Source organism: Streptomyces sp. SCSIO 75703, assembly GCF_036607905.1.
In the GTDB taxonomy this organism is placed as follows: Bacteria; Actinomycetota; Actinomycetes; order Streptomycetales; family Streptomycetaceae; genus Streptomyces.
The window spans coordinates 2998372-3022659 of the sequence record NZ_CP144555.1; the positions used below are offsets into that span (position 1 = coordinate 2998372).

At 73.2% G+C, this 24288-nt stretch carries 20 protein-coding genes; 2 read left to right on the forward strand and 18 right to left on the reverse strand.

Features of this window, described 5'->3' with window-relative positions; all coding sequences use genetic code 11:
• Positions 1 to 20: 20 nt before the first annotated feature.
• From VM636_RS13020 to VM636_RS13105, 18 genes are all read right to left on the reverse strand, one after another.
• Entirely contained in the window at positions 21 to 1142 is a 1122-nt protein-coding gene (locus VM636_RS13020) for a Zn-dependent alcohol dehydrogenase (protein WP_053913317.1), read from the reverse strand.
• A gap of 76 nt (positions 1143 to 1218) precedes the next feature.
• Positions 1219 to 2754, reverse strand: a complete 1536-nt coding sequence (locus tag VM636_RS13025) for an NCS1 family nucleobase:cation symporter-1 (protein WP_030420620.1) — start codon at positions 2752 to 2754, stop codon at positions 1219 to 1221.
• A 260-nt stretch (positions 2755 to 3014) separates the two neighbouring features.
• Positions 3015 to 3899, reverse strand: coding sequence for a nitrilase family protein (locus VM636_RS13030; protein ID WP_051821356.1), 885 nt, complete (start codon positions 3897 to 3899; stop codon positions 3015 to 3017).
• On the reverse strand, positions 3896 to 5380 hold the full coding sequence (locus tag VM636_RS13035; protein WP_030420622.1) for an NAD-dependent succinate-semialdehyde dehydrogenase: 1485 nt from the start codon (positions 5378 to 5380) through the stop codon (positions 3896 to 3898). The genes VM636_RS13030 and VM636_RS13035 overlap by 4 nt, the downstream gene beginning before the upstream one ends.
• A 93-nt stretch (positions 5381 to 5473) precedes the next feature.
• Positions 5474 to 6265 carry an IclR family transcriptional regulator gene (locus tag VM636_RS13040; protein ID WP_030420623.1) on the reverse strand — a complete coding sequence of 264 codons (792 nt, stop codon included), beginning with the start codon at positions 6263 to 6265 and terminating at the stop codon, positions 5474 to 5476.
• A gap of 115 nt (positions 6266 to 6380) precedes the next feature.
• Complete coding sequence (locus VM636_RS13045) at positions 6381 to 7547, reverse strand: ABC transporter substrate-binding protein (RefSeq protein WP_199809391.1); 1167 nt, start codon at positions 7545 to 7547, stop codon at positions 6381 to 6383.
• Positions 7548 to 7612: 65 nt separating this feature from the next.
• Positions 7613 to 8431 carry an ABC transporter permease gene (locus VM636_RS13050; RefSeq protein ID WP_051821358.1) on the reverse strand — a complete coding sequence of 273 codons (819 nt, stop codon included), beginning with the start codon at positions 8429 to 8431 and terminating at the stop codon, positions 7613 to 7615.
• On the reverse strand, positions 8428 to 9222 hold the full coding sequence (locus tag VM636_RS13055; protein WP_030420626.1) for an ABC transporter ATP-binding protein: 795 nt from the start codon (positions 9220 to 9222) through the stop codon (positions 8428 to 8430). The genes VM636_RS13050 and VM636_RS13055 overlap by 4 nt, the downstream gene beginning before the upstream one ends.
• 29 nt (positions 9223 to 9251) lie before the next feature.
• Entirely contained in the window at positions 9252 to 10193 is a 942-nt protein-coding gene (locus tag VM636_RS13060) for an ABC transporter permease subunit (protein ID WP_078855959.1), read from the reverse strand.
• 521 nt (positions 10194 to 10714) lie between these two features.
• On the reverse strand, positions 10715 to 13336 hold the full coding sequence (locus tag VM636_RS13065; protein ID WP_078855960.1) for a bifunctional FO biosynthesis protein CofGH: 2622 nt from the start codon (positions 13334 to 13336) through the stop codon (positions 10715 to 10717).
• Positions 13333 to 14016, reverse strand: a complete 684-nt coding sequence (gene cofC / locus VM636_RS13070) for a 2-phospho-L-lactate guanylyltransferase (RefSeq protein ID WP_051821359.1) — start codon at positions 14014 to 14016, stop codon at positions 13333 to 13335. Before cofC ends, VM636_RS13065 begins: the two co-directional genes overlap by 4 nt.
• Positions 14017 to 14035: 19 nt before the next feature.
• Entirely contained in the window at positions 14036 to 14869 is an 834-nt protein-coding gene (locus VM636_RS13075; protein WP_051821360.1) for a nitrilase-related carbon-nitrogen hydrolase, read from the reverse strand.
• On the reverse strand, positions 14866 to 15585 hold the full coding sequence (gene npdG, locus VM636_RS13080; RefSeq protein WP_051821361.1) for an NADPH-dependent F420 reductase: 720 nt from the start codon (positions 15583 to 15585) through the stop codon (positions 14866 to 14868). Before npdG ends, VM636_RS13075 begins: the two co-directional genes overlap by 4 nt.
• A 5-nt stretch (positions 15586 to 15590) precedes the next feature.
• The gene (locus VM636_RS13085) at positions 15591 to 16598 is read right to left on the reverse strand and encodes an LLM class flavin-dependent oxidoreductase (protein ID WP_030420632.1); all 1008 of its coding nucleotides are present in this window, start codon (positions 16596 to 16598) and stop codon (positions 15591 to 15593) included.
• A gap of 254 nt (positions 16599 to 16852) precedes the next feature.
• A complete protein-coding gene (gene hydA / locus VM636_RS13090; RefSeq protein ID WP_030420633.1) occupies positions 16853 to 18286 on the reverse strand; it encodes a dihydropyrimidinase in 1434 nt (477 codons plus the stop codon).
• A gap of 50 nt (positions 18287 to 18336) precedes the next feature.
• Positions 18337 to 19695: an aminotransferase class III-fold pyridoxal phosphate-dependent enzyme gene (locus tag VM636_RS13095; RefSeq protein ID WP_037858321.1), complete on the reverse strand. Its 1359-nt coding sequence runs from the start codon at positions 19693 to 19695 to the stop codon at positions 18337 to 18339.
• Positions 19696 to 19754: 59 nt separating this feature from the next.
• Entirely contained in the window at positions 19755 to 20318 is a 564-nt protein-coding gene (locus tag VM636_RS13100; RefSeq protein WP_234340402.1) for an amino acid synthesis family protein, read from the reverse strand.
• 615 nt (positions 20319 to 20933) lie between these two features.
• The gene (locus VM636_RS13105) at positions 20934 to 21569 is read right to left on the reverse strand and encodes a TetR family transcriptional regulator C-terminal domain-containing protein (RefSeq protein ID WP_053913319.1); all 636 of its coding nucleotides are present in this window, start codon (positions 21567 to 21569) and stop codon (positions 20934 to 20936) included.
• An 89-nt stretch (positions 21570 to 21658) separates the two neighbouring features.
• Between VM636_RS13105 and VM636_RS13110 the strand changes: the two genes are divergently transcribed.
• Together VM636_RS13110 and VM636_RS13115 are read left to right on the forward strand one after the other, a co-directional pair.
• Positions 21659 to 23152: an APC family permease gene (locus tag VM636_RS13110; RefSeq protein WP_030422682.1), complete on the forward strand. Its 1494-nt coding sequence runs from the start codon at positions 21659 to 21661 to the stop codon at positions 23150 to 23152.
• The gene (locus VM636_RS13115) at positions 23152 to 24252 is read left to right on the forward strand and encodes a Zn-dependent alcohol dehydrogenase (RefSeq protein ID WP_030422681.1); all 1101 of its coding nucleotides are present in this window, start codon (positions 23152 to 23154) and stop codon (positions 24250 to 24252) included. Before VM636_RS13110 ends, VM636_RS13115 begins: the two co-directional genes overlap by 1 nt.
• Positions 24253 to 24288 lie beyond the last annotated feature (36 nt).

Sequence of the window (24288 nt, forward strand, 5' to 3'; positions counted from 1 at the left end):
CGGTGGGCGCGGTGCGGGGGTCACGGGGCGCCGCGGTGGGCGACGACGCCGCGCAGGTTGCGGCCGGAACGCAGGTCGGCGAAGCCCTGGTTGATCTCGTCGAGGGGGTAGGTGCGGCTGACCAGTTCGTCGAGCTTGATCAGGCCCTGGCGGTAGAGGGAGAGCACGCGGGGCACGTCCCGGATGGGGCTGCACGAGCCGAAGATGGTGCCCTGGAGGCGTTTCTCGGCGAAGACCATCTGGGTGCCGGGGAGCTGGACGTTGATGTCGTGGACGTCCTCGGACATGCCGGCGAGGACGATGGTGCCGCCCTTGCCGGTGGCCTCGAAGGCGGCGCGGACGATGGGGGCGGTGGTCTCGCCGGTGCAGACGAGGGTGGTGTCGGCGCCGCCCGCGCCGGGGTTGAGCCGGGCGGCGAGGGCGCCGGCCTCGGCCAGGTCGCGGCAGACGTGGGTGGCGCCGAGGTCGCGGGCGAGGGCGTGCTTGGCCTCGTTGGGCTCGACCAGGACGACGTCGCCGGCGCCGGCGAGGCGGGCGCCCTGGACGGCGTTGATGCCGACGCCGCCGGCGCCGACGACGATGACCGTGTCGCCGGGCCGGGGTTCGGCGGCGTGCACGGCCGCGCCCCAGCCGGTGAGGACGCCGCAGCTCACCAGGGCGACGACGGAGAGCGGCACGTCGGGGTCGACGCGGACCAGGGAGTCCTGGGAGACGACGGAGTGTTCGGCGAAGGTGCCCAGCGCGCAGTTGGCGCCGAGGGGGCCGTCCGGGCCGGTGAACCGGTAGGTGCCGTCGGGCAGTTTGCCCTCGGGGCCGTAGGCGGCGGCGTCGCACAGGTTGGCGCGGCCGTCGGCGCACCAGCGGCAGTGTCCGCAGGAGGGTTTGAAGGAGGCGGCGACGTGGTCGCCGGGGGCGAGGCGGGAGACGCCCTCGCCGACCGCCTCGACGATCCCGGAGCCCTCGTGGCCGCCGATGACGGGCAGCGGGGCCATGTTGCCGGTGCGGACGTGTTCGTCGGAGTAGCAGAGCCCGGCGTGGGTGAAGCGGACCAGGACCTCGCCGGCGCGGGGCGGCGCCAGGTCCAGTTCCATGATCTCCCAGTCCTTGCCGGGGGCGGTCATGACGGCGGCGCGGGTCTTCATCGGATGGCCTCCAGGGAGGTCGGGGACGAGGGGCGGCTCGGGGGTGCGGTGGCGCCGGGGCGCCGGGCGGCGGCGCTCAGACCGCGGCCTTGCGGGGGGCCTCGGAGACGGGGAGCGGAGCACGCGGCGGAACGATCCTGCTGAACAGGGTGTGCAGGACGATCCCGCCGAGGAAGGCGACGGCCCAGTTGTAGTCGAACAGCGGCTTGAGGAAGGGGACGTAGCCGTCGGCGGGGAAGGGACCCGCGCCGTCCTCGGAGTAGGCGCCGGCCAGGGAGAGGAAGAGGACGACGGCGAGGGCGAGCAGCGGGCGCCAGTTGAAGCCGCGGGCGTACTCGTAGGGGCCGCCGCGGGTGTAGAGGCCGGCGAGGTCGAGGACCCGCCTGCGCAGCAGCCAGTACTCGGCGGCGAGGATGCCGGCGACGCCGCCGAGGAAGGCGCCGGTCACGCCGAGCCAGGTGAAGATGTACAGCTCCGGCGAGGAGAGCAGCCGCCAGGGCTGCATCAGGATGCCGATGACCCCGGCGATGACGCCGCCGGTGCGGAAGCTGATCAGGCGCGGGAAGGCGTTGGAGAAGTCGTAGGCCGGGCCGACGGTGTTGGCGGCGACGTTGACGGCGATGGTGGCCACGATGACGCAGAGCAGGGCGAAGAGGATGACGACCGGGTGGGAGAAGCGGCTGACCAGGTCGATGGGGTCCCAGATGGCGTGCCCGTAGACGGCGATGGTGGCCGAGGTGGTCAGGGCGCCGATCATGGAGAAGACGGTCATGGTGGTGGGCAGGCCGAGGCACTGCCCCCGCATCTGCTCGCGCTGGCCCTTGGCGAAGCGCGTGAAGTCGGCGATGTTCACGGACATGGTGGCGAAGTAGGCGACCATGCCCATCAGGGAGGGTGCGAAGAGCGCCCAGAAGTCGGTGCCCCAGCCCAGTTTGGAGCCCTCGGTGGCGAGCGGGCCGAAGCCGTCGGCCTGGACGACCATCCAGACCAGCAGGAAGGCGGCGACGACCAGGATGAGCGGCGCGGACCAGTTCTCGAAGCGGCGGATGGACTCGACACCGCGCACGATGAGCGCGATCTGCAGCAGCCAGAACACGGCGAAGGACAGCCACAGCGTCCTGGGGTGTCCCCACAGTTCGCCCGCGTGCAGCCAGCCGTCCCCGGCGAAGGCGCCGGTGATGGTGTAGATGGCCTGGCCGCCGATCCAGGTCTGGATGCCGAACCAGCCGCACGCGGACAGGGCGCGCAGCAGCGCGGGCACGTTGGCGCCGAGGGTGCCGAAGGCGGCGCGGGCGAAGACGGGGTAGGGGATGCCGTACTTGGTGCCGGCGTGGCTGTTGAGGAGGATCGGCACCAGGACGATGAGGTTGCCGAGGGCGATCGTCATGACCGCCTGGTACCAGCTCATGCCGAGGTCGATGAGCCCGCTGGCGAGGTAGTAGGTGGGGATGCCGTGGGCGATGCCCATCCACAGGGCCGCGTAGTTGTACGTGGTCCAGGTCCGGCCGGAGAGCGGTACGGGGGCGAGGTCCGCGTTGTAGAGCGGACTGCTCTCGATACTGCTCGGGTCGGTGAGCTCCACCTGTGTGCCGCTGCGCTCGTTCGCTCGCATAACCGTTCACCTTTTGGTCCATAGAGTGAACCAGGGGTTCAGAGGGTGGAAAGAAGTCTGTGGGAGGCCCCCCGGCCTGTCAATAGACGCCGGTGTGTCCCTTGTTCGGGAGAAAACGGGGGATGGCGGGGATGGCGGGGATGGCGGGGGGAAGCCGCGGGGAAAGCGGCAGAAGGCCGGAAGGAGCGGGGAGCCCCGGGGCCGGGGACCGCGGCGGGCGGCGGTCCCCGGGGCGGACGGAGCCGCCGGAGGGGTGCGGGTCAGGCGGGGTCGCCGGCCGGCCGCGCGGGCTCCGGGGTGAAGTCGCCGCTGCGGTAGACGTCGGTACGACGGTCGCCGAGCGGCTGGTTGAAGGGGTTGCCGTGCCGTGCCTCGCGGGAGCCGATCAGGTCCACCTCGGCGAGCAGGACGGCCTCGCCCTCGCCCGCGGCCGGTCCGGCCAGCGGCCAGCCGTCGGGGCCCACGAGGAGCGACCGGCCGATGAAGGGCTGGTCGCGTTCGGCGCCGGTGCGGCTGATCCCCGCGACGTAGAACTGGTTGCTGTGGGCGGCGGTCATGCACATCAGGTTGGCCATCGCCGGGGCGTCCTCGGGCTGCCCCGGTACGGGCACCCAGTTGGACGGCAGGGCGAGCAGGTCGGCGCCGCCGAGCGCGGCGCTGCGGAAGGTCTCCGGGAACCACGCGTCATAGCAGATGCCGACGCCGATGTTGCCGAGCGGCGTGCGGAAGACGGGGAAGCCGTCCTCCTGGCGGTCGTAGAGCCGCTTCTCGAAGTTCCACAGGTGCGCCTTGCGGAAGGTGCCCACATGCCCGTCGGGGCCGAAGAGCGCCGCCGCGTTGTAGACCTTCTCCCGGCCCTCCTCCACGGCCAGTTCGGTGATGCCGCCGACGATCCACAGGTCCAGTTCGGCCGCGAGCGCGGCCCAGGCGTCCCCGACCGGGCCGCCGGGGACGGGCTCGGCGTTGCGGCGGGCGTCGTCGCGGTCGGTGAACATGTACCCGGCCGAGGCGGCCTCGGGCAGGACCACCAGGCGGGCCCCGGCCGCCGCGGCCTCGCGGACGAGCCGGGAGGACGTGGCGATGTTGGCCGCCGGATCGCGCAGGACGGGCTCGTACTGGAGGCCCGCGAGGACGAAGCCGGTCATCGGTCCGCCCTGATCGCCAGGTACTTCAGGCTCAGGTACTCGTCGATGCCCACCGCGCCGCCCTCGCGGCCCAGGCCCGACTGCTTGACGCCGCCGAAGGGCGCGGCCGGGTTGGAGATGACGCCCTGGTTGAGCCCGACCATGCCGCACTCCAGCCGCTCGGAGACCCGCAGCCCGCGGTCGAGGCTCTCGGTGTAGAGGTACCCGGCGAGCCCGTACTCGGAGTCGTTGGCGAGGGCCACCGCGCTCTCCTCGTCGTCGAAGGCGACGATCGGGGCGACGGGGCCGAAGATCTCCTCGCGCAGGGCACGCGCCCCGAGGGGGACCCCGTCCAGCACCGCCGGGGCGAGGAAGTGGCCGTCGGCGGGGACGTCCGCCTCCGGGGTGAGCAGGGTGGCGCCGGCCTCGGTGGCGTCGGTGACCAGGGCGGTGACGTTCTTGACCGCCGCCGCGTCGATCAGCGGGCCGACCAGCGACTCCGGGTCGAGCCCGTGGCGGACCGGGAGGGCGCCGAGCCGGTCCGCGAGGCGCCGGCCGAACTCGGCGGCGAGCGAGGTGTGGACGTAGAAGCGGTTGGCGGCGGTGCACGCCTCGCCGGTGTTGCGCATCTTCGCCTGGAAGGCGCCCTCGACGGCCGCGTCCAGGTCGGCGTCGGCGAAGACCAGGAAGGGGGCGTTGCCGCCCAGTTCCATGGAGGTGCGCAGCACGGTGCGGGAGGCGCCGGCGAGCAGGGCGCGGCCGACCCCGGTGGAGCCGGTGAAGGACAGCTTGCGCAGCCGGGTGTCGTGCAGCAGGTGGTCGGTGACCTCGCCGGAGCGGCTGGTGGTGAAGACGTTCACCACCCCGGGGGGCGCCCCGGCCTCCCGCAGGATGTCCACCAGGGCCAGCATGGACAGCGGGGTCTGCCGGGCGGGCTTGACGACGACGGTGCAGCCGGCCGCCAGCGCCGGGCCGATCTTGCGGGTGCCCATCGCCATGGGGAAGTTCCACGGGGTGATCAGCAGGCAGGGGCCGACCGGCTGGCGCAGGGTCACCACCCGGGAGCCGCCGCCGGGGGCGGTCATGTACCCGCCGTCGATGCGCACGGCCTCCTCGGAGAACCAGCGCAGGAACTCGGCGGCGTAGGCCACCTCGGCGCGGGACTCGGCCAGCGGCTTGCCCATCTCCAGCGTCATCACGAGCGCCAGTTCGTCGGTGCGGGCGGTGATCGCCTCGTAGGCCCGGCGCAGGACCTCGCCGCGTTCGCGGGGCGGGGTCGCCGCCCAGGACGCCTGGGCCCGCACGGCGGCGTCGAGGGCGTCGACGGCGTCCGCCGGGGCGGCGTCGGCGACCTCGGCGATCGTCTGGGTGGTGCCGGGGTCCTCGACGGCGAGGGTCGCCCCGCTGCGGGACGGGCGCCATTCGCCGTCGACGAACAGGCCCTGGGGTGTGCGTTGCACGACCTCCCGGGCGGCGCGCAGCCGCTCCTGAAGTGCCGCCATTGGCTTCCTCCTCGTTCGCTCCGCGGCCCCGCCGGATGGTGGTGGCCGTGGGGTGTGCCCCGTCCGGGGCCGAGGCGCCGCCGCCGCTCGGGGCTAGCGCTCGGTGAATCCGGTGGGCAGTTCGATGCCGGTGACGCTGAGCAGTTCGCCGAGCTGCCGGGCCGCCTTCCGGACGGCCTCGGCGACCTCGTCGATGCGCGGGCGGGTCAGCCGGTAGGTGGGTCCGCCGATCCAGACGGCGTAGGTGGTGGCGTCGCCGACCCGGACGGGGGCCGCGACGGAGGCCGCGCCGACCTCCAGTTCGTCGTAGGCGACGGCGTACCCGCGGGTGCGCACCTCGCCCATGGACTCGATGAACGCGTCGAGCCCGCCGAGCTGTTCGGGCGCGTGGGCCTCGAACTCCTCGCCGAACTCGGCCCGGATGCGGTCCGGTTCGAGGGCGCTGAGCAGGACCTTGCCGGTGGAGGTGGCCCACACCGGCTGGGTCCGGGGTACGGGTTTGAGGGTCTGGCCGATCAGGGAGGGGCCGGGGACCTGGGCGACGACCATGACGTTCGGGGCGAGCAGCACGTCGAAGCCGGCGGTCTCCTTAGTCTCCTTGGCCAGGTCGCGCAGCACGTCGCGCATGTGGCCGTAGGCGCCGCCGCCGTCCAGCAGCCCGCCGACGATGGAGAGCAGGCCCAGCGAGACGCGGTAGCGGCGGGTGACCGGGTCCAGGTTCAGCCAGCTCTCCCGCTCCAGGACGGTGAGCACCCGGTAGCAGGTGGCCTTGGGGATGCCGGACTCCCGGGCGATCTCGCTGAGCCCGACCCCCTCGGGGTGGGCCGCGACCGTGCGCAGGAGCCAGATCGTCCTGCGGACGAGACCTGCTTCACTGGGTGCCATTGTTCCTCCGTCTGTCACGTCGGGTTCGCTGCCGGGCGGTGCGTCCATCCTGGCAGGCAGGGACGGCCCGGCCGCCGCGTGCCGCCTGGACCCGGCGCACGCCGGGCCCGCCGGGTCACTTGCCGCCCGGGGTGACCTCGACGGTCTCGGGCCGGTAGGACGAGCCGGTCACGTCGAACCCCTCCGCCGTGAGTTCCTTGAGCGCCTTCTCGGTCAGGTCGGTGCGGTACGCGCCCTCGGTGGGCGGCGCCTTGAGCAGCCCGGCCTTCACCGCGAGGTCGATGGTCTGGTCCCAGGCCCCCTCGTCCACCGTGCCGACGCCCTTCTCGGCGGGCCAGATCAGCTTGTTGACCTCGTTGAGCATCCAGGTCTGGTGGCCCTTGCCGAGGGCGCTGCCGTTCTCGAGGACGATGTCGACGCAGCCCTCCAGGTCGTCGCGGCAGAAGCCCCAGCCCTGGTAGGTGGCCTTGAGGAACTTGACCGCCGTCTCCTGGTTCTCCTTCTTGGCCAGCCACTCCTCCTTGGCGTAGATGCCGTCCTCCAGGGTCTGGTAGCCGGCGTCCTGGAGGTTGATGGCGACGAAGTCGGAGGGCTGGTAGAGCTTGCCGGTCTTCGGGTTCGTGGTCTCCAGGAGCTGCGCGTACTCGTTGAAGGTCTTGGCCTGTGCCGCGTCGACCTCCCGCTTGAGCAGCAGCGACATGTCGAAGGGCTGCTGGATGATCTCCGCGTCCTTGGCCGGGTCGACGCCCGAGCCGCGCATCGCGGCGAACAGGGTCAGCTCGTTTCCGTAGCCCCAGCTCCCGACGCGCTTGCCCTTGAGGTCGGCGAGGTCCTTGATGCCGGAGTCGGCCCAGGCGACCTGGAGGTAGGCGCCGCGCTGGAACTCCTGGCCGATGTTGACGAGGTCGGCGCCCTGCTCCCGGGTGACCATGGTCTTGGTGACGTGGGAGACGGCGAACTCGGCGTTGCCGGCCGACAGGACCTGCTGGGGCACGATGTTCACCCCGCCCTCCTGGATCGTCACGTCGAGGCACGCCTTGTCGTAGAAGCCCTTCTCCTTGGCCGCGTAGTACCCGGCGAACTGGGCCTGGGCGACCCACTGGAGGACGACGCGGACCTTCGTGCGGGAGGCGCAGTCCTTGCCCGCCTCGGCGGCGGCCCGGCTCCCGGACTCGGACATGCCGCCGCAGGCGGCGAGCAGCAGCGCGCCGGCGGACAGGACCGCGGCCGACCGGAGCCCTCGACGGGCGGATCTGGGCAGTGGTGCTCGGTTTCTGGACACGTTACCTCCGCGCGGGAAGGAAGAGGGGTGGACGGGAACGGCCGGGGGGAGGGGGCGGCCGTCGGTCAGGACGCCTGGTCGTGCAGGGACGCGTGCCACGGCATCAGCAGCCGCTCCAGCAGCGTCACCGCCCCGAACAGGGCGAGTCCGAGCGCGCCGGAGACGAGGATTCCGGCCCAGGCGTAGTCGAAGCGGGGAAGGGCCGCCTGATAGGCGATGTAGACGCCGAGCGCCTCGGTGCTGCCGCCGAAGTACTCGCTGACGATGACGCCGATGACGGCGAGGGTGGTGCCGAGCTTGAGCGCGTTGAAGACGAACGGGAGGGCGTTGGGCAGCCGCAGCATGAGGGCCACCTGGCGCGGGCGGGCGGCGAGGGACTCCATGATCTCCAGGTGCAGGGGCGCGACCTGGAGGAGTCCCCGGGTGGTGTTGACGAAGACCGGGAAGAAGACCATCACGGCGGCGACGCCGGCCTTGGACAGCAGGCTCGTCACGCCGAACCAGTTGTTGAAGATCGGGGCGAGGGCGACGACCGGGGCACAGTTGATCAGCACGGCCGCGTTCAGCACCGGTCCGGACATCCGGGGGAAGCGGCTGACCACCAGGGCCGTGACGACACCCCCGGCGGAGCCGAGGGCCAGCCCGAGCAGGACCGCCTGGACGGTGGCCCGGGAGGCCGACATGATCGCGCCCGCGTCGTCCTGGAACGCCTGCGCGATCATGACCGGCGTCGGCATGATGAACACGGGTACGTCGAAGAGGGCGATCACGGCCTGCCAGAGGCCGAGCACGACCACCGCGGTCACCGCGACCGGCGTGAGCCTGCCGATCCGGGTCCGCAGCGCGGAGCCGCCGCCGGGGCGGGAGAGCCGGAGGGTGCTCATGCCGCCGCCCGCTCGTCCGGGGCCCCGTGAAGGGCCTTGCGGACCTCGGTGACCTTCTCGAAGAACTCCGGCGTGGTGCGCGTCTCGGCGGTCCTCGGGTAGGGCAGGTCCACGTCGATGGAGGCGGCGATCCGGCCGGGCCGCGCGGACATCACCACCACGCGCGAGGAGAGGAACACCGCCTCCGAGATGCTGTGGGTGACGAAGACGACGGTCGTGCGGGTGTCGCCCCAGATGCGCAGCAGCTCGCCCTGGAGCCGTTCCCGGTTCATCTCGTCGAGGGCGCCGAGCGGTTCGTCCATGAAGAGGATCTCCGGGTCGGCGGAGAGGGCGCGGGCGATGGCCACGCGCTGCTGCATGCCGCCGGAGAGCTGCCAGGGGTAGTGCCCGGCGAACTCGCTCAGGCGGACCAGCTCCAGCATCTCCAGCGCCTTGGCCCGGTGCACGTCCTTCCTGGCACCGGCCACCTGGAGCGGGAGTTCGACGTTGCGCAGGACGTTGCGCCACTCGAAGAGGCCGGCCTGCTGGAAGACCATGCCGTAGTCGCGGGCGGCGCGGGCCGCGGACGGTGTCTTGCCGTTGACGGTGACGGTGCCGCCGGTGGGCGCGGTGAGGTCGGCCATCACCCGCAGCAGGGTCGACTTGCCGCAGCCGCTGGGCCCGAGCAGGGAGATGAACTCGCCCCGCCCGATGGTCAGGTCGATGTCCTGCAGAGCGGTGACCGCGCGGTCGGAGCCGCCGTTGAAGACTTTGTCCACTCCGTGGACGGAGATGATTGCGGGCTCGGCCATCAGGAGCTCCAGGGGGTGAGGGTTCTCGGCTAACGGGCGTGCCGGTGGCGGAGGGCGAACCGCTCCAGCAGGGCGAGGACCTGGACGAAGAGGATCCCGGCGATCGCGGCGACGAGGACGGCCGCGTACAGCTTCTCCGGGCCGTTGGAGTAGTAGTAGGCGGAGGTGAGGATGGCGCGGCCGATGCCGCGGCCGGTGCCGGCGGACAGTTCGCCGACGATGGCGCCGACCACGCTCGCCGTGGCGGCGAGCCGCAGCCCGGCGAAGACGTACGGGAGGGCGGCGGGGAACCGCAGCGACCACAGCACCCGCAGCCGTCCCGCGCCGACGCTGCGCATGAAGTCGAGCTGGACGGTGGGCGGGGACTTCAGTCCGCGCAGGGAGTTGACGGTGACGGGGAAGAAGGCGAGGTAGGCGGCGATGCCGGTGACGCCGGCCCACGGGGGCAGTCCGGCCTTGCCGCCCCAGATGACGATCATCGGGGCGATGGCCACGAGCGGCACGGTCTGGGAGGCGACCAGCCAGGGCATCAGGCCCCGGCTGAGCGGGGCCACGTGGAGGAAGAGCACGGCGAGCACGAGGCCGAGCAGCGATCCCGCGCCCAGTCCGTACAGCGCCTCGCGGAGGGTCACGGTGGTCTCGCCGACGAGGTAGGCGGCGAGCGAGGTGGGGTCCCCGGCGCGGGCCGGCGCGGCGAGCGAGCCGAGGATGGTCCACAGGTGCGGCATCGAGAGGTCGTCGGTGGCGACCGGCAGGCCGAGACCGAGGAACCGGTCGTCGACGGCACGGCCGAACGCCTTGTACCCCTCCCACAGCGCGGCGAGGGCGACCACGACGAGCAGCGCGCCGAGCGGGTCGGTGATCCGGCGCAGCAGGGTGCCACCCCGTCCGGGCTCCCGGGGGGCCGCGGGCCTTGGGTCCTTGCGGGCCGCGGGGGGTCTGGGCGATGCAGAGATGTTGGTCGCAGTCATGCTCGGGCACTCTCCGAATCCTTCGGATGTGTCGTCCTGTGTCGTCCAGGGAGGGGGTCTGGGCCGCCCTGCCAACCTGTGCGTCACCCAGCACTGGATCACTGAGTGAACTGGTGGTTCACGCTAGAGCCCGGTCCGGCCCGCGTCAACGGTTTGACCGAAACGCGTGGCCGATTTCCGCGCCCCTTCGGAATTACCTCTTCCGGAGGTGTTCCGGGGGCGGCCCGGAGCCCTTCCGAAGGCGTCCCCGGTGTTTCCCGGACACCACGCGGAACGCCCCGGAAAAGGGCAGGCCGAGGGGGTGGCCGGCCCCTCCGGGGCGCTGACGGGGCGGCTCCCGGCCCCCGGGCGGGCGGATTCCGGGCCCCGGAAGGGGCGGCTTCCGGGGGAGAACGGAAAGGCGATTCCGGGAAAGCGGTATTCCCCCGGAATAGGGAGCCGGAAGGGGGGACGGAAGAGAGGGGTGAAGGGAAGCGGGCGGTGAATTCCGGCACCGGCCGCCCGGTCCCCCTCCCCCGCCCCTACACCAGCGGCAGCACCGCCCGCCGGGGCCGCCACACCCCGTCGTGGGCGCGCGCCACCGCCTCCCGCTCCGCGTCCACGACGCCGTACGCCGTGGTCCGCATCCGGGCCGGGCGGCCGGCGTCCCGGGCCAGGGCCTCCAGGTCGGTGACGCTCTTGTGGCTGCCCTGCGAGGAGCCCGCCATCCGGCTGATCGTCTCCTCCATCAGCGTCCCGCCGAGGTCGTTGACCCCGCCGCGCAGCACGTCGAGGACGCTCTGCCGGGCCAGCTTCACCCAACTCGTCTGGATGTTGCCGATCCTGCCGTGCAGCAGGACGCGCGCCAGGGCGTGCACCGCCCGGTTCTCCAGGACGGTCGGCCCGGAGCGGGCGATCCCGGCCAGGTAGACCGGGGAGTTGGTGTGGACGAAGGGCAGCAGCACGAACTCCGTGAAACCGCCCGTCTCCTCCTGGAGCCGGCCGATCAGCTTCAGGTGGTCCACCCAGTGGCGCGGGGTGTCCACGTGGCCGTACATCATCGTCGCCGTGGTCGGCATGCCGAGGGAGTGCGCGGTGGTGACCACCTCGATCCACTGGGCCGCGGGCAGCTTGCCCTTGGTGAGCACCCAGCGGACCTGGTCGTCGAGGATCTCGGCGGCCGTGCCGGGCAGCGAGTCGACCCCCGCCTCCCGGGCCCCCTGAAGCCACTCGCGCACCGAGAGGTCCATCCGGGCAGCGCCGTTGACCACCTCCATCGGGGAGAAGGCGTGCACGTGCAGCCCCGGGGTGCGGCGCTTGATCTCGGCGGCGATGTCGAAGTACGCGCTGCCCGGCAGGTCGGGGTGGATGCCGCCCTGGAGGCAGACCTCGCTCGCCCCCACCGACCACGCCTGTTCGGCCCGCTCGCCGATCTGCTCCAGGGAGAGGGTGTAGGCGTCGGCGTCCGTGCGCCGCTGGGCGAAGGCGCAGAAACGGCAGCCGGTGTAACAGACGTTGGTGAAGTTGATGTTGCGGGTGACGACGTAGGTGACCTCGTCGCCGACGGCGTCCGCGCGCAGGGCGTCGGCGAGCGCGGCCAGCGCCTCGATCTCCGCGCCCGCGCCGGCGCCGAGCAGGGTGAGCGCCGGGTCCGCGGGCAGTCCCGCCGGATCGGTCTCCGCCGCGCGCAGCGCCGCCGCGAACTCGGGGCGCAGCCGCTGCGGCCGGGCCGCGGACGCCGGTGCGCGCCCCCCGGCGCCGGCCGGCCCCGCCCTGCGGGCCTTTGGGGGCACGGCGCCGGCCACCGCCGCCCAGTCGCCGTACACCGAGTCGAAGTCCGCCCGCCGGTCGGTGGCGCGGCCCTCGGTGTCGACGGCGGCGAACAGGTCGGTGCGCCCGGTGGCGACGAGCGGGGTCTGCGGCTCCTGCCAGGGCAGGCCGGCCGGGCGGGCGCCCTCGGCGGCGAGGCCGGTCACCGGGTCGGCGAGGGCCGCCACGTGCGGGGCGATCCGCGGGTCCAGCCAGGGTTCGCCGCGCCGCAGGTACTCGGGGTGGACCGTCAGCCGCTCGCGCAGGGTGAAGCCGGCGTCGGCGGTGCGCGCGGCCAGTTCGTCGATCAGCGGCCACGGCCGCTCGGGGTTGACGTGGTCGCCGGTCACCGGGGAGACCCCGCCCCAGTCGTCGATGCCGGCCCGCAGCAGCAGCGCGTACTCCTCGCCCACCAGGTTCGGCGGGGCCTGGACGCGGGCGCCGGGGCCGAGCAGCAGCCGGGCGACGGCGACGGTGGCGGCCAGTTCGGCGGGTCCGGTGTCGGGGGCGGCGCGCATCGCGGTGTCCGGCTTGGCGCGGAAGTTCTGCACGATCACCTCCTGGATGCCCCCGTAGGCCCGGGAGATCCGGCGGATCTCGCGCAGGGCGTCGATCCGTTCGGCGGGGGTCTCGCCGATGCCGACGAGGATGCCGGTGGTGAACGGCACGTTGCTGCGGCCCGCGTCCTCGAGGACCCGCAGCCGCACCGCGGGGTCCTTGTCGGGCGAGCCGTGGTGGGGGCCGCCGCGCTCGGTGAACAGACGGGTCGCCGTGGTCTCCAGCATCATCCCCATGCTGGGCGCGACCGGTTTGAGCCGCTGGAGGTCCGTCCAGGTCAGCACGCCCGGGTTGAGGTGCGGCAGCAGGCCGGTCTCCTCCAGCACCCGGATCGCCATCGCCCGCACGTAGCTGAGCGTGTCGTCGTAGCCGTGGGCGTCCAGCCAGTCGCGGGCGGCGGGCCAGCGGTCCTCGGGCCGGTCGCCCAGGGTGAACAGCGCCTCCTTGCAGCCGGCCGCGGCCCCGGCGCGGGCGGTCTCCAGCACCTCGTCCGGTGTGAGGTAGGGCGCGGGGAGCCGGCCGGGGACGGTGGCGAAGGTGCAGTAGTGGCAGCGGTCCCGGCACAGCCGGGTCAGCGGCACGAACACCTTGCGCGAGTACGTGATCACGCCGGGCCGCCCGGCGGCGTCGAGCCCGGCGTCGCGGACCCGGCCGGCGGCCTCGCAGAGCCGGTCGAGGTCGGCGCCGCGCGCGTGCAGCAGCACCTCCGCCTCGGCGGCGTCGAGCGTCACGGCGTCGCGGGCCCGGCGCAGGGCCCGGTTCATCGCCGAGCGGGTGGGACGGGGAAGGCCGTTCACGGTGTTCCGACCCTTCGTTCGTACGGGGCCGCCGCTCCCGGCCGGGCCCCGTCCGGCCGGACGGCGGCGAGCCAGCGCCGGGTCGCGGGGCCGAGGGTGTGCGCGGGCAGCGACAGCAGGTGGTCGACGGTGTCCACGTCCCGGCGCAGCGGGGAGGCGGGGCCCACGTCGAGGGGGCGGTGTCCGGCGGCCCGGAAGCGGGCGAGCGAGCCCGGTCCGAGGAAGGGCCGGAAGTCCGCCGCGGAGCGCAGGGTGAGCAGGGTCGTGCCGGTGCCGTCGGCGTCGGCGACGACCGCGCGCCGGTGGCGGCCGGCCAGGGCGAGGGCCGCGGCGTAGTCGGCGGTGCCCGCCCCCGCCAGGTCGCCCATGATCAGGGCGAGTGCGGCGGCGGGGTCGGCACCGCCGACCGTCCGGAGGGCGTCCCCGGCCTCCTCGTTGAGGCCGGGGAGGCGTCCCCCGCAGACGGCGGCCCCCGAGGCGAGGGCCGTCGCCGACGCCTCGGGGTCCGTCGTCACCACGACGACCGCGCGGACGGCGGGCACCCCTGCGAGCCGCCGCACCACGTCGGTCAGCATGGCCCGCGCCAGGGACCGTCTGGCGTCCGGAGTGAGCCCGGTGCACCGGGACTTGGCCCGGTCGAGGGACTTCGCCGGCACCAGCGCGACCCACGGCGTGGTCATGGCGCGGTCCGCCGCCCGCTCACGGCGCGGCCGGTCCCATGCCGGTGAGCCGGTCGTACAGCTCGGGCCGGCGGTCGCGCAGGAAGGGGCGGCTGCGCCGGGTGGCGGCCACCCGGTCCAGGTCGACCTCGGCGACGGCGATGTCGTCGCGGTCGTCGGCGGCCTGGGCGAGGACGTCGCCGTCGGGGCCGTAGACCGCGCTGAGCCCGAAGTACTCCTTGACGCCCTCGGTGCCGACGCGGTTGGAGCAGATGACGAACATGCCGTTGAAGACGGCGTGGGCGCGCAGTTCGAGCTGGAAGACCTCGCGCATCGGCGCGCTCGCCGAGGCCACCGGGACGCAGAGCACCGAGCCGCCGCGCAGGGCGACGATCCGGCTCAGCTCGGGGAAGTGGCGCTCGTAGCAGATGATCGTGCCGACGCCGGTCTCGCCGGTGTCCACCACCTCGGGCTCGGTGCCGCCGGGCCGGAAGTAGAACTTCTCCGGGAAGCCGTTGGAGAAGGGCAGGTGGGACTTGCGGTAGACCGACTTCAGCTCGCCGCGCACGTAGGTGCAGGCGGTGTTGAAGTAGACGCCGGGCACCTCGCCCTCCTCGAAGATGGAGGAGACGACGGTGATGCCGGCCCGGCGGGAGCGTTCGGCCGCCATCGTGTTGGAGGGCCCGTCCAGGCTCTCCGCGAGCCGGAAGTACTCGGGGTCCGGGTCGGGCTGGACGAACGGGACGGCGAACAGTTCGGGCAGCAGGACGATCCCGGCGCCCTGGTCGGCGGCGGCGTCCAGCAGGTCGCCGGCGCGTTCGACGGTCTCGGCCCGGTCCTCGGTGGCCCGGAGCTGGACGGCGGCGAGCTTCACGCCACTTCCTCCTTCTCGGCGGTGGACGGCAGACCGGTCAGGGCGATGCCCGACCTGGTCCGGTAGCGCTTGTTGACGGAGATCAGCACCGCGGTGAGCGGTTCGAGCTGGGCGGCGAGCCGGAGCCGGCCCGCGTCTACCGACCGGCCGCCGGTGACGGCGGCGGCGAGGGCCAGCACCCGTGCCTTGGCGTCGGCGTCGTCCCCGCACACGAGGACGTCCTCGTGGCGCAGGTCGGCCTCCGGGTCGAGCAGCAACGGGGCGGCCAGGTGGTGGAAGGCGCCGGTGACCACGGCGGAGGGCACCAGCGCGGCGGCTTCCTCGGCGGCGCTGCCGGCGGGGACGGGCACGCCGTAGGGGCCGCCCTTGTCGAAGCCCAGCGGGTTGACGCAGGAGACGAGGACCTTGCCGGCCAGGCCCTCGGCGAGCGAGGCGACCAGGTCGGCGTGGCCCTGGTACGGAACCGCCAGCAGGATCGTTTCCGCCCGGCGGACGGCGTCCTCGTTGGCGGCGCCCTCGACCGGCGCGGCCACACCGGGCAGTCCGCGCAGGGCCGCGGCGGCCTCGGCGGCCCGGCCGGCGTCCCGCGAGCCGAGGACCACGGGGTGACCGGCGCGGGCGAGCCGGTAGGCCAGGCCCCGGCCCTGCGGACCGGTGCCGCCGACCACGGCCACGGGGGCGGGGGCGGGGGCAGGGGCGGGCGTGACGTCGCTCATCGCCCTCAGTCCTTCGCGGCCTGGGCGAGGCGGGTCAGCGTCTGCTCCTTGTCGCCGAGCGTGGAGATGATCGGGCAGCGGACGCCGGCCTCGTGGTACTCCATCAGCTTGTCGAAGACCTGGGCGGTGGTGCCGCAGGCGGTGACGTTCTGCACCAGCTCGTTGGGGACCAGCGGCATCGCCTTCTTGATCGCCTCCGGGGTGGCGGGCCAGCCCGCCCGCTCCTGGATGCGGTCAACCAGCTCGCGCTCCACGCCGCAGTGCTCGGCGATGTGCGGCTGCTGGGCGAGGTAGAGGGTGAGGAACGCCTTGCAGGCGTCGATGGCCTCCTGCGGATCGTCGTCGTCGACGCTGCACGCCACGATCTGGGTGAGGTCGATGGCGTCCTTGCCGTCGGTGCGCTTGGCGATGCCCTTGGCGATCGCCTCCTTGGCACCGGTCAGGTACGAGGGCGGCAGCAGGAAGTCCATGTGGACGCCGTCGCTGATCTCACCGGCCAGCTCCAGCATGCGCGGGCCGACGGCGCCGATGTAGATGGGGATGTCGACCGGCTTGTTCTCGCGGTACATGCTGTCGAAGCGCACGTCCCGCATCTGCACGAACTCGCCGTCGAAGGAGACGACCTCGTTGCGGAAGAAGGTCTGGAGCACGGTGATGTACTCGCGCATCGAGGCGACCGGCTTGCGCAGCGGCTGGCCGACCTTGGTGGCCAGCGGCTCCCACCAGGCGCCGATGCCGAGGATGGCGCGGCCGGGGGCGAGCTCGTCCAGGGTCTTGAAGGTGACGGCCATCAGGGCCGCGTTGCGGCTCTTGTTGTTGACCACACCGGTGCCGATCTTGACGTGGTCGGTGCGGCTGGCGATCACGGCGGCGGGGACGATGCCGTCGCGGGCCAGCCGTCCTTCCGCGACCCAGACGGACTCGAAGCCGTTGCGGTCGGCCAGCTCGGCCTGCCAGTAGGTCTGCTCCAGGCTCAGCCGTTCGCCGACGTGGATGCCCAGGGGGAGTTTCATCGAGCCACCGTTTCCGTTCGTGGTGCGTGGCGCGCGTCCCGGGAAAGGAACCGGACGATCATGTTCCGTACGAGGGACGCCGCGGTGGGCGTACCCGTCGGAGGAGAGGGGGCCTCCGTACGGGGTGGGTCTCGGTGTGGGGGGATCTCGGTGCGGGGGTCGCGGCACCGGGGTGCCGGTGCGGGGGCGGCGGCGCGCGGGCCGCGGCGCGGGCGCTCGTACGGGTTCTCCGTACGGGCTCTCGGTACGGGCTCTCAGTACGGGGTGCCGGTGCGGGCCGACGCGCCGCGGGTGAGGAAGCGTCCTCGCCCGGCGGCTCCCTCGAAGGAACCGTCGGGGCCCACGAGTTGCTCGCCCCGGGAGAAGACGCGGACCGGGCGGCCGGTCACCCGCATCCCCTCGTAGAGGTTGTAGTCGGTGCGCATGTGGCTGCCGGCCGCGGTGATCACGTGGTCGGCCGCCGGGTCCCACACGAGCAGGTCCGCGTCGGCGCCCACGGCGACGGCGCCCTTGTGCGGGAACATCCCGAACAGCTTGGCCGGCCGGGTGGCGACCAGGTCCACGAACCGGCACGCGTCGAAGCGGCCGGCGGCGACCCCGGTCTCCCAGAGCACCATCAGGCGGTCCTCGATCCCGGGGACCCCGTTGGGCACCTTCGGGAAGTACCCGGGGCTGCGCAGCTTCTGCGGCGGCAGGTCCTCCGGCTGGTGCAGGCAGAAACCGGCGTGGTCGGTGGCGACCGTCGACAGCGCGCCGGTGACCAGGGCGCGCCACAGTCCGGCCTGGTTGCCCCGCTCCCGGATCGGGGGCGAGCAGAGGTAGGCGGCGGCCTTCTCGCCCAGTTCGGCGTAGTCCTCGTAGGCGACGGCCAGGTACTGGGGGCAGGTCTCGCCCCACACCCGGGCACCGGCCGCCCTGGCCCGGCCGATCTCGTCGGCCGCGGCGGCGCTGGAGACGTGCACGACGTAGAGCGGGGTGCCGACGGACTCGGCGAGCACCACCGCGCGGTGCACGGCCTCCGCCTCCGACTCGTGGCCGTGGGCGGTGGCGTGGAAGACCTCGGCGCTGCGGCCGTCGGCCAGCAGCCGCCGTGTCTCCCGGTCGATCATGTGGCCGTTCTCGGCGTGCACCATCGGCAGCACGCCGAGGCCGCGGGCGAGGTCGAAGCCCTCCAGCAGTTCCCCGTCGTCGACCATCTGCGTGCCGGGGTAGGCCATGAAGAACTTCCAGCTCGTGGCGCCCTCGTCGGCCAGTTGGCGCAGGTCGTCGAGGACGTCGGGCTGCTGGGCGCGGGGCGGGACGATCGCGTGCAGGCCGAAGTCGACCACCGCCTTGGCCGCCGCGGTGTCGCGCCGGGCCCGGTAGGTGTCGCGCAGGCCGCGGTCCGGCTCCTTCTTCACGAAGTCGAGGACGGTGGTGGTCCCGCCGTGGGCGGCGGCCACCGTGCCGCTGTGGAAGTCGTCGGCGGTCCGGGTGGTGAAGCCGTCGATCGGATATTCGAGGTGGGTGTGGGCGTCGATGCCGCCGGGCATCACGAGCATGCCCTCCGCGTCGACCACCCGGTCGGCGGCCCAGTCCTCGGCGCCCGTGCCGAGCGCGGCGACGACCCCGTCGCGGATCAGTACGTCGGCCCGGACGGCGGCGTCGGCGTTGACCACCGTGCCGCCCCTGATCAGCGTGGAACCCATGGTGCCCTCCCTTTCCCGGAGTGTGTCCGGCCGCACCCCACCGCTGCGCCTCACCCTACGTAGTGCTCGTCGGCCAGGCCCAGGACCTCGTCGAGCACATCGAGGGCGAGATCGATCTCGGAGTCGGTGATGACGAGCGGCGGGGTGAGCCGCAGGACGTTGAAGTTGGCGGTGAGGTAGAGGCCGCGGGCCAGGGCGGCCTTGACCAGCCGGCCGACCGGGGCGGCGGCCGGACCCTTGGCGTTGAAGGGGACCAGGGGTTCGCGGGTGGCGCGGTCCTTCACCAGCTCGACGCCGTGGAAGAGGCCCCGGCCGCGGATCTCGCCGATGCTCGGGTGCTTCTCGGCGAGCCGGGCGAGTCCGGCACCGAGGCGCTCACCGCGGGCGCGGGCGTTCTCCACGATGTTCTCCTCCCGCATGATCCGCAGGGAGGCGACGCCGGAGGCGCAGGCGAGAGGGTGCCCGGCGTAGGTGAGCCCGCCCCAGAACATGTGGTCCCGGAGCCAGTCGGCGATGCGGGAGGAGACGGTCATCGCGCCGAGCGGGACGTACCCCGAGTTGAGGCCCTTGGCGGTGGTCAGGATGTCGGGGGTGACGTCCCAGTGGTTGCAGGCGAACCACTCGCCGGTGCGGCCGAACCCGGCCATCACCTCGTCGAAGATCAGCATGATCCCGTACCGGTCGCAGACCTCGCGCAGCGAGCGCAGGTAGCCCTCGGGCGGGTAGATCAGGCCGTTGGTGCCGGTGACCGGCTCGATGATCACCGCCGCGACGGTCTCCGGGTTCTCGTACTGGAGGATCTCCTCCAGGTGCGGGCCGCCGGAGCAGACGGGGCACGGGTCGGGGTGCCCGGCCGGGCACCGGTAGGTGTACGGGTCGAGCATCCGCACCACGCCGGGCATGCCGCCGGGCTCGGACGACCAGCGGCGCGGGTCGCCGGTCAGGGACATCGCCCCGTTGGTGGCGCCGTGGTAGGAGCGGTAGCGGGCGATCACCTTGTGGCGGCCGGTCACGTGCCGGGCGAGGCGGATCGCGTTCTCGTTGGCGGCGGCCCCTCCGGTGGTGAAGAAGCTCATCTTCAGGTCGCCGGGGGTGAGGTCGGCCAGCGTCTCGGCCAGTTCGGCGCGGGAGCGTTCGGCGAAGCCGGGGCCGATGTAGCAGAGCCGGCCCGCCTGCTCGCGGATCGCCTCGACCAGCTTGGGGTGCTGGTGGCCCAGGTTGAGGTTGACGAGCTGGGACTGGAAGTCGAGGTAGCGGTTGCCCTCGTAGTCCCAGAACCAGGACCCGGAGCCGCCGGCCACCGGGATCGGATCGAGTGTCCCCTGGACGGACCAGGAGTGGATGACGTACTCGGTGTCGGCTTGCTTGACGCGCTGCCCGGTCCACGCGTCGGTCTCGGTGATGGTCAACGGACGGCCCTCCTCGTCGTTGTCGGCTGCTGCGTACGGGGGTGGGTGCTCGTCCGCCGTTACGGGGTGCGGGTCTCGGCGCCGAAGGAGGCGAGCCGGGCCAGCGGGCGGCCGGCGTTCGCGGCGGCGCAGACGACGAGGATCTCGCGGGGCCGGGGGACGTCGGCGATCTGGAGCGTGACCGTCTGGTGGTGGGACCGGGTCTTCGCGTCCTTCTTGTGCTTGAGCGGGATGTCGATCGGGCTGCCGGGCAGGCCGACCTTCTCGGCGGCGGGCAGCAGTTCGGTGCCGTCGGCGGCGCCGCGGAAGACGTTGCCGAAGCGCAGGTTGTGGATGAGGGCGGAGCCGTGCTCGACCTCGCCCTCGATCCCGACCAGCGCGGCCTTGCCGAACGCCTCGACCTCGCCGCCGAGCAGGTCCACGCAGGCGGGGCCGACCAGTTCGCCGATCTCCTCGCCCAGTTCGTCGGCGAGGGTGACGAGGTCCTGGACGTACTCGCGGGGGTACGGGTTCTCGATGACGGCCCCGACGAAGGCGACCCGGTGCACCGGCTCCACCGCCCGGCCGTTCTCCAGCCTCGTCTCATCGAGCTGCTTGATGATCTTGCGGACCCGAATGCGCACGGCTCTCCTCCAGGGATCAGGCTCGCTGGTTCATTTAGCGAACCGTTGGTTCATATAGTCCTGAAGGGGCTCCTGAGGTGTCAAGGGGTCTGCGGGGAGAGGTCCGTTTCGCCCGTCGGACGCCGGCCTCTCGCACCGGCGTCCGACGGGCACGCGCGGACCACCGGGGCCCCGTGAGCCGGCCGGCGGAGCCCCGCCCACGACAGTGGCGGCCACCCCGGTCCCGGGGTGGCCGCCACTTCGACGAGTCGTCCGGCCTTCCGACGCGAAGGCCCGGCGCACGGCCGGGCGCACGGCCGGGCGCGGGGCCGGGCGCGGGGCCGGGCGCGGGGCCGGGCGCGGGGCCGGGCGCGGGGCCGGGCGCGGGGAGGGCGAGACGGACGCGGGGCCGGGCAGGGCGAGACGGGCGCGGGGCCGGGCAGGGCGAGACGGACGCCGCGGGCGGACGTCCGCGGCACCGCCGCCCAGGCACCACGAGCCGGCATCCGCCGGCACCGCCGCGAGGCACGACAGGCCGACGTCCGCCGGCACCGCCGCCCAGGCGCCGTCGGCGGACGCCCGCGGCACCGCCGCCCGGGCCGGCCAGGCCGTCGGCCCGGCCCCGCGACCGCCCCCTCAGTCCACCGCAGGCGTCTCCAACGCCCCCGGCTCCAGGCCGAGTTCGGCCTCCGCGAAGGTGCGGACCATGTCACCCGTCGCCGCCGCGCGATGGTCGGCGCTGGTGTTGATGTACGCGGTGGTCCCGTCGATCGCCACCAGCATCCGGACCGCCGCCACCCACGGGTCGGCGCAGCGGAAGTCCCCCGCCGCGACCCCGGCGGCGACCACCCGCTCGATGCGGCGGCACCACAGCAGTTCCTGCTCCACCACGTGCTCGCGCAGCACCGGACGGTAGCGGGACAGGTGCCGCGCGTTCAGCCAGAGCCGGCTGACGTTGTCGAACTCGGCACTGGAGATGAGCCGGAAGAAGCTCCGCAGCGTGCCCGGCGGGACGTCCTCGTCCGCCTCCGGCAGCAGCGCGTCCAGTTCCGTCATCGTGGCGTTGGTGAACGCCTCGGCCACGAGCTTGTCCGCCGCCGGGAAGTAGTGGCCGACCAGCCCCGCCTGCACTCCCAGCTCGTCGGCGACCCGGCGCAGGGTCACGCACTCCAGCCCCTCCGTGAGGCCCACCCGCGCGGCCGTGGTGACGATCTCGTTGCGGCGCTCGGCCGGCGCCTTGCGCACTCGTTTGCCAGGACCCCTTGACGTCATGGGACGGATGTTATTGAGTATGCGACCAATTAAGCAATTGGTCACCCGGCCAATAGCGCCCTCCGGCACGCGCCATGGTCAGGAGACGCATGAACGACATCCGCACCGACGCCGGTGACCTCGCCGAATACGGCTACCAGCAGGAGCTCAGACGCACCCTGTCCGCCTGGGCCGTCTTCGCCATCGGCTTCGCCACCATCTCCCCCGTCGTCGGCATCTACGCCGTCGTCCAGCTCGGCTTCGTCTTCGCTGGCCCCGCCTGGATCTGGGCGGTCGTGGTCGCCTTCCTCGGCCAGCTCCTCGTGGCCACCGTCTACGCCGAGCTGTCCTCCCAGTTCCCGATGACCGGCGGCGTCTACCAGTGGGTACGCCGGCTGGGCGGCCCCCGGCTGGGCTGGCTGACGGGCTGGCTCTACCTCGCCTCGGCCGTCGCCTCCCTGACGACCGTCGCCTACCTCGGCGCGAGCTGGCTGTACATGCTCGTCGCCGACGGCACCCCGTCCCCGCTCACCCACGTCCTGCTCGGCGTCGTCTTCGTCGCCGTCGCGCTCGGCATCAACCTGCTCGGCGTCAACCCGGTCAAGCACTTCCTCAACGCCGGCATCATCGCCGAGGGCGTGGCCTCCATCGCGGTCAGCCTGATCCTGCTGCTGTTCGCCCGGCACAACGGCTTCGGCATCCTCTTCGACACCCTCGGGGCCGAGGGCGCCTCCCAGGGGTCGGTACTGGCCGGCTTCCTGACCTGCCTCGCCGTCGCCGGCTGGGCCTTCCTCGGCTTCGACGCCACCACCCAGGTCGCCGAGGAGACCGAACAGCCCCGGCGCAGCGTCCCGCGCGCCCTGCTGCGCGCCTACCTGTTCGTCGCCTTCACCGTGCTGCTCACCGGCCTGGCCGTGACGATGGCGCTGGCCAAGCCCCGGGACGCCGTGGCCGGCGCCCTCGCCGACCCGGTCTTCACCGCGGTCACCGACGGACTCGGCGACTGGAGCGAGAAGCCGTTCATCCTCGTCGTGCTGATCGCGTTCTTCGCCTGCGCCATCTCGATCCAGACGTACATCGGGCGGGCCGTCTTCGCCTTCGCCCGCGACCGTCAGCTCCCCTTCTCCACCACCCTGGCCACCATCGGCCCGCGGCAGATCCCCTACGTCTCGCTCATCGCCACGGCCGTCCTCGCCACGCTCGGACTGCTGCTCGGCCTGAACGGCAACGCCGCCGCCACCCTGATCGCCTTCGGCTCCGGCGGCTTCTACTTCATCTTCCTCACCGTCGCCGTGGTCGCGCTCGCCGCCCGGCTCAGCGGCCGGTGGAACCCCGCCGCCGGACGGCTGCGGCTCGGCCGCGCCGGCCTGGTCGTCAACGTGGCCGCCGTGGTGTGGCTGCTGTTCGAGGCGGTCAACATCGCCTGGCCGCGCGCCGCGCTCGCCCCGGTCGGCGGGAGCTGGGTGCAGACCTGGGCCGTGATCCTGGTCTTCTCCGTGCTCCTCGTCCTCGGCGCCGCCTACGTCGCCTTCGCCAAACCCCACACCCGGCTCCCGCGGACCGCGGGACCGCACCCAAGCGCAGAAGAGGTGGAGGCACCCTGATGCCGACGCAACTCTCCCCCGCCGTCGTCTTCGACCCCGCAGGCGGGCTCGGCATCCGCGAGGTGGCGGCACGGGCCCCCGGGCCGGGCGAGGTCGAGATCGACGTACGAGCCGCCGGCGTCTGCCACTCCGACCTGCACATCGTCGCCGGAGACTGGCCCACCGACCGCCCCCTCGTCCTCGGCCACGAGGCGGCCGGCGTGGTCACCGCCACCGGGGCCGGCGTCGCCTCCGTACGCCCCGGCGACCACGTCGTCCTCTCCTGGTTCGCGCCCTGCCGGCGCTGCCGCAAGTGCGTGGCCGGCCAGGCGTGGCTGTGCACCGGCACCCAGGCCGTCGCCAACACCCTGCCCGACGGCACCACCCCCTTCACCGGTACCGACGGCGAGCCGGTCTGGCCCTACCTGGGCCTGGGAGCCTTCACCCGCCGGCTGGTCGTCCCCGAGAGCGCGGCGGTCAAGGTGCCGGCCGAGCTGCCGTTCGCCATCGGCGCGCTGCTCGGCTGCTCCATCACCACCGGCGTCGGCGCGGTCGTGAACACGGCCCAGGTCCGCCCCGGCGAGTCCGCGGTCGTCATCGGCACCGGCGGGGTCGGGCTCAGCGTGGTCATGGGGCTGCGCCTGGCCGGCGCCGATCCCGTCGTCGCCGTCGACCTCTCCCCCGAACGCCTCGCCGTGGCACGCCGGTTCGGCGCCACCCACACCCTCGACGGCGCCGGCACGGACGTGGCGGCCTGGTGCCAGGAGCACCTGGGCGGCGTCGACTACGCCTTCGAGGCGATCGGCAGCGCCCGGGTCGTCGAGACGCTGCCCGCCATGCTGACCTCCGGCGGCGCCGCCGTGCTGGTGGGCATGGCCCCCACCGAGGCGACCGGCTCCTTCAACCTGTTCGACCTCGCCGACCAGGGCAAACGCATCCTCGGCTGCAACTACGGCTCCAGCATCGGCGAGCGGGACATCCCCCGCCTCGCCCGCCTCCACCTCGCCGGACGGCTCCCGCTGGACGACCTGGTCGGCCGGACCCGGCCCCTCGCCGAGGCCGCGGCGGCCTTCGACGACCTCCGCACGCACACCGGAGTCCGTACCATCCTGGAGCCCTGAGCCGGTCCACGCCCCGGCCACCGACCCTCAACCCCG

Coding starts and splice junctions, on each gene's coding strand:
- VM636_RS13020 (WP_053913317.1), bottom strand. CDS start 1,142: ATGAAGACCCGCGCCGCCGTCATGACCGCCCCCGGCAAGGACTGGGAG.
- VM636_RS13025 (WP_030420620.1), bottom strand. CDS start 2,754: ATGCGAGCGAACGAGCGCAGCGGCACACAGGTGGAGCTCACCGACCCG.
- VM636_RS13030 (WP_051821356.1), bottom strand. CDS start 3,899: ATGACCGGCTTCGTCCTCGCGGGCCTCCAGTACGAGCCCGTCCTGCGC.
- VM636_RS13035 (WP_030420622.1), bottom strand. CDS start 5,380: ATGGCGGCACTTCAGGAGCGGCTGCGCGCCGCCCGGGAGGTCGTGCAA.
- VM636_RS13040 (WP_030420623.1), bottom strand. CDS start 6,265: ATGGCACCCAGTGAAGCAGGTCTCGTCCGCAGGACGATCTGGCTCCTG.
- VM636_RS13050 (WP_051821358.1), bottom strand. CDS start 8,431: ATGAGCACCCTCCGGCTCTCCCGCCCCGGCGGCGGCTCCGCGCTGCGG.
- VM636_RS13055 (WP_030420626.1), bottom strand. CDS start 9,222: ATGGCCGAGCCCGCAATCATCTCCGTCCACGGAGTGGACAAAGTCTTC.
- VM636_RS13060 (WP_078855959.1), bottom strand. CDS start 10,193: ATGACTGCGACCAACATCTCTGCATCGCCCAGACCCCCCGCGGCCCGC.
- cofC (WP_051821359.1), bottom strand. CDS start 14,016: ATGACCACGCCGTGGGTCGCGCTGGTGCCGGCGAAGTCCCTCGACCGG.
- npdG (WP_051821361.1), bottom strand. CDS start 15,585: ATGAGCGACGTCACGCCCGCCCCTGCCCCCGCCCCCGCCCCCGTGGCC.
- VM636_RS13085 (WP_030420632.1), bottom strand. CDS start 16,598: ATGAAACTCCCCCTGGGCATCCACGTCGGCGAACGGCTGAGCCTGGAG.
- hydA (WP_030420633.1), bottom strand. CDS start 18,286: ATGGGTTCCACGCTGATCAGGGGCGGCACGGTGGTCAACGCCGACGCC.
- VM636_RS13105 (WP_053913319.1), bottom strand. CDS start 21,569: ATGACGTCAAGGGGTCCTGGCAAACGAGTGCGCAAGGCGCCGGCCGAG.
- VM636_RS13110 (WP_030422682.1), top strand. CDS start 21,659: ATGAACGACATCCGCACCGACGCCGGTGACCTCGCCGAATACGGCTAC.
- VM636_RS13115 (WP_030422681.1), top strand. CDS start 23,152: ATGCCGACGCAACTCTCCCCCGCCGTCGTCTTCGACCCCGCAGGCGGG.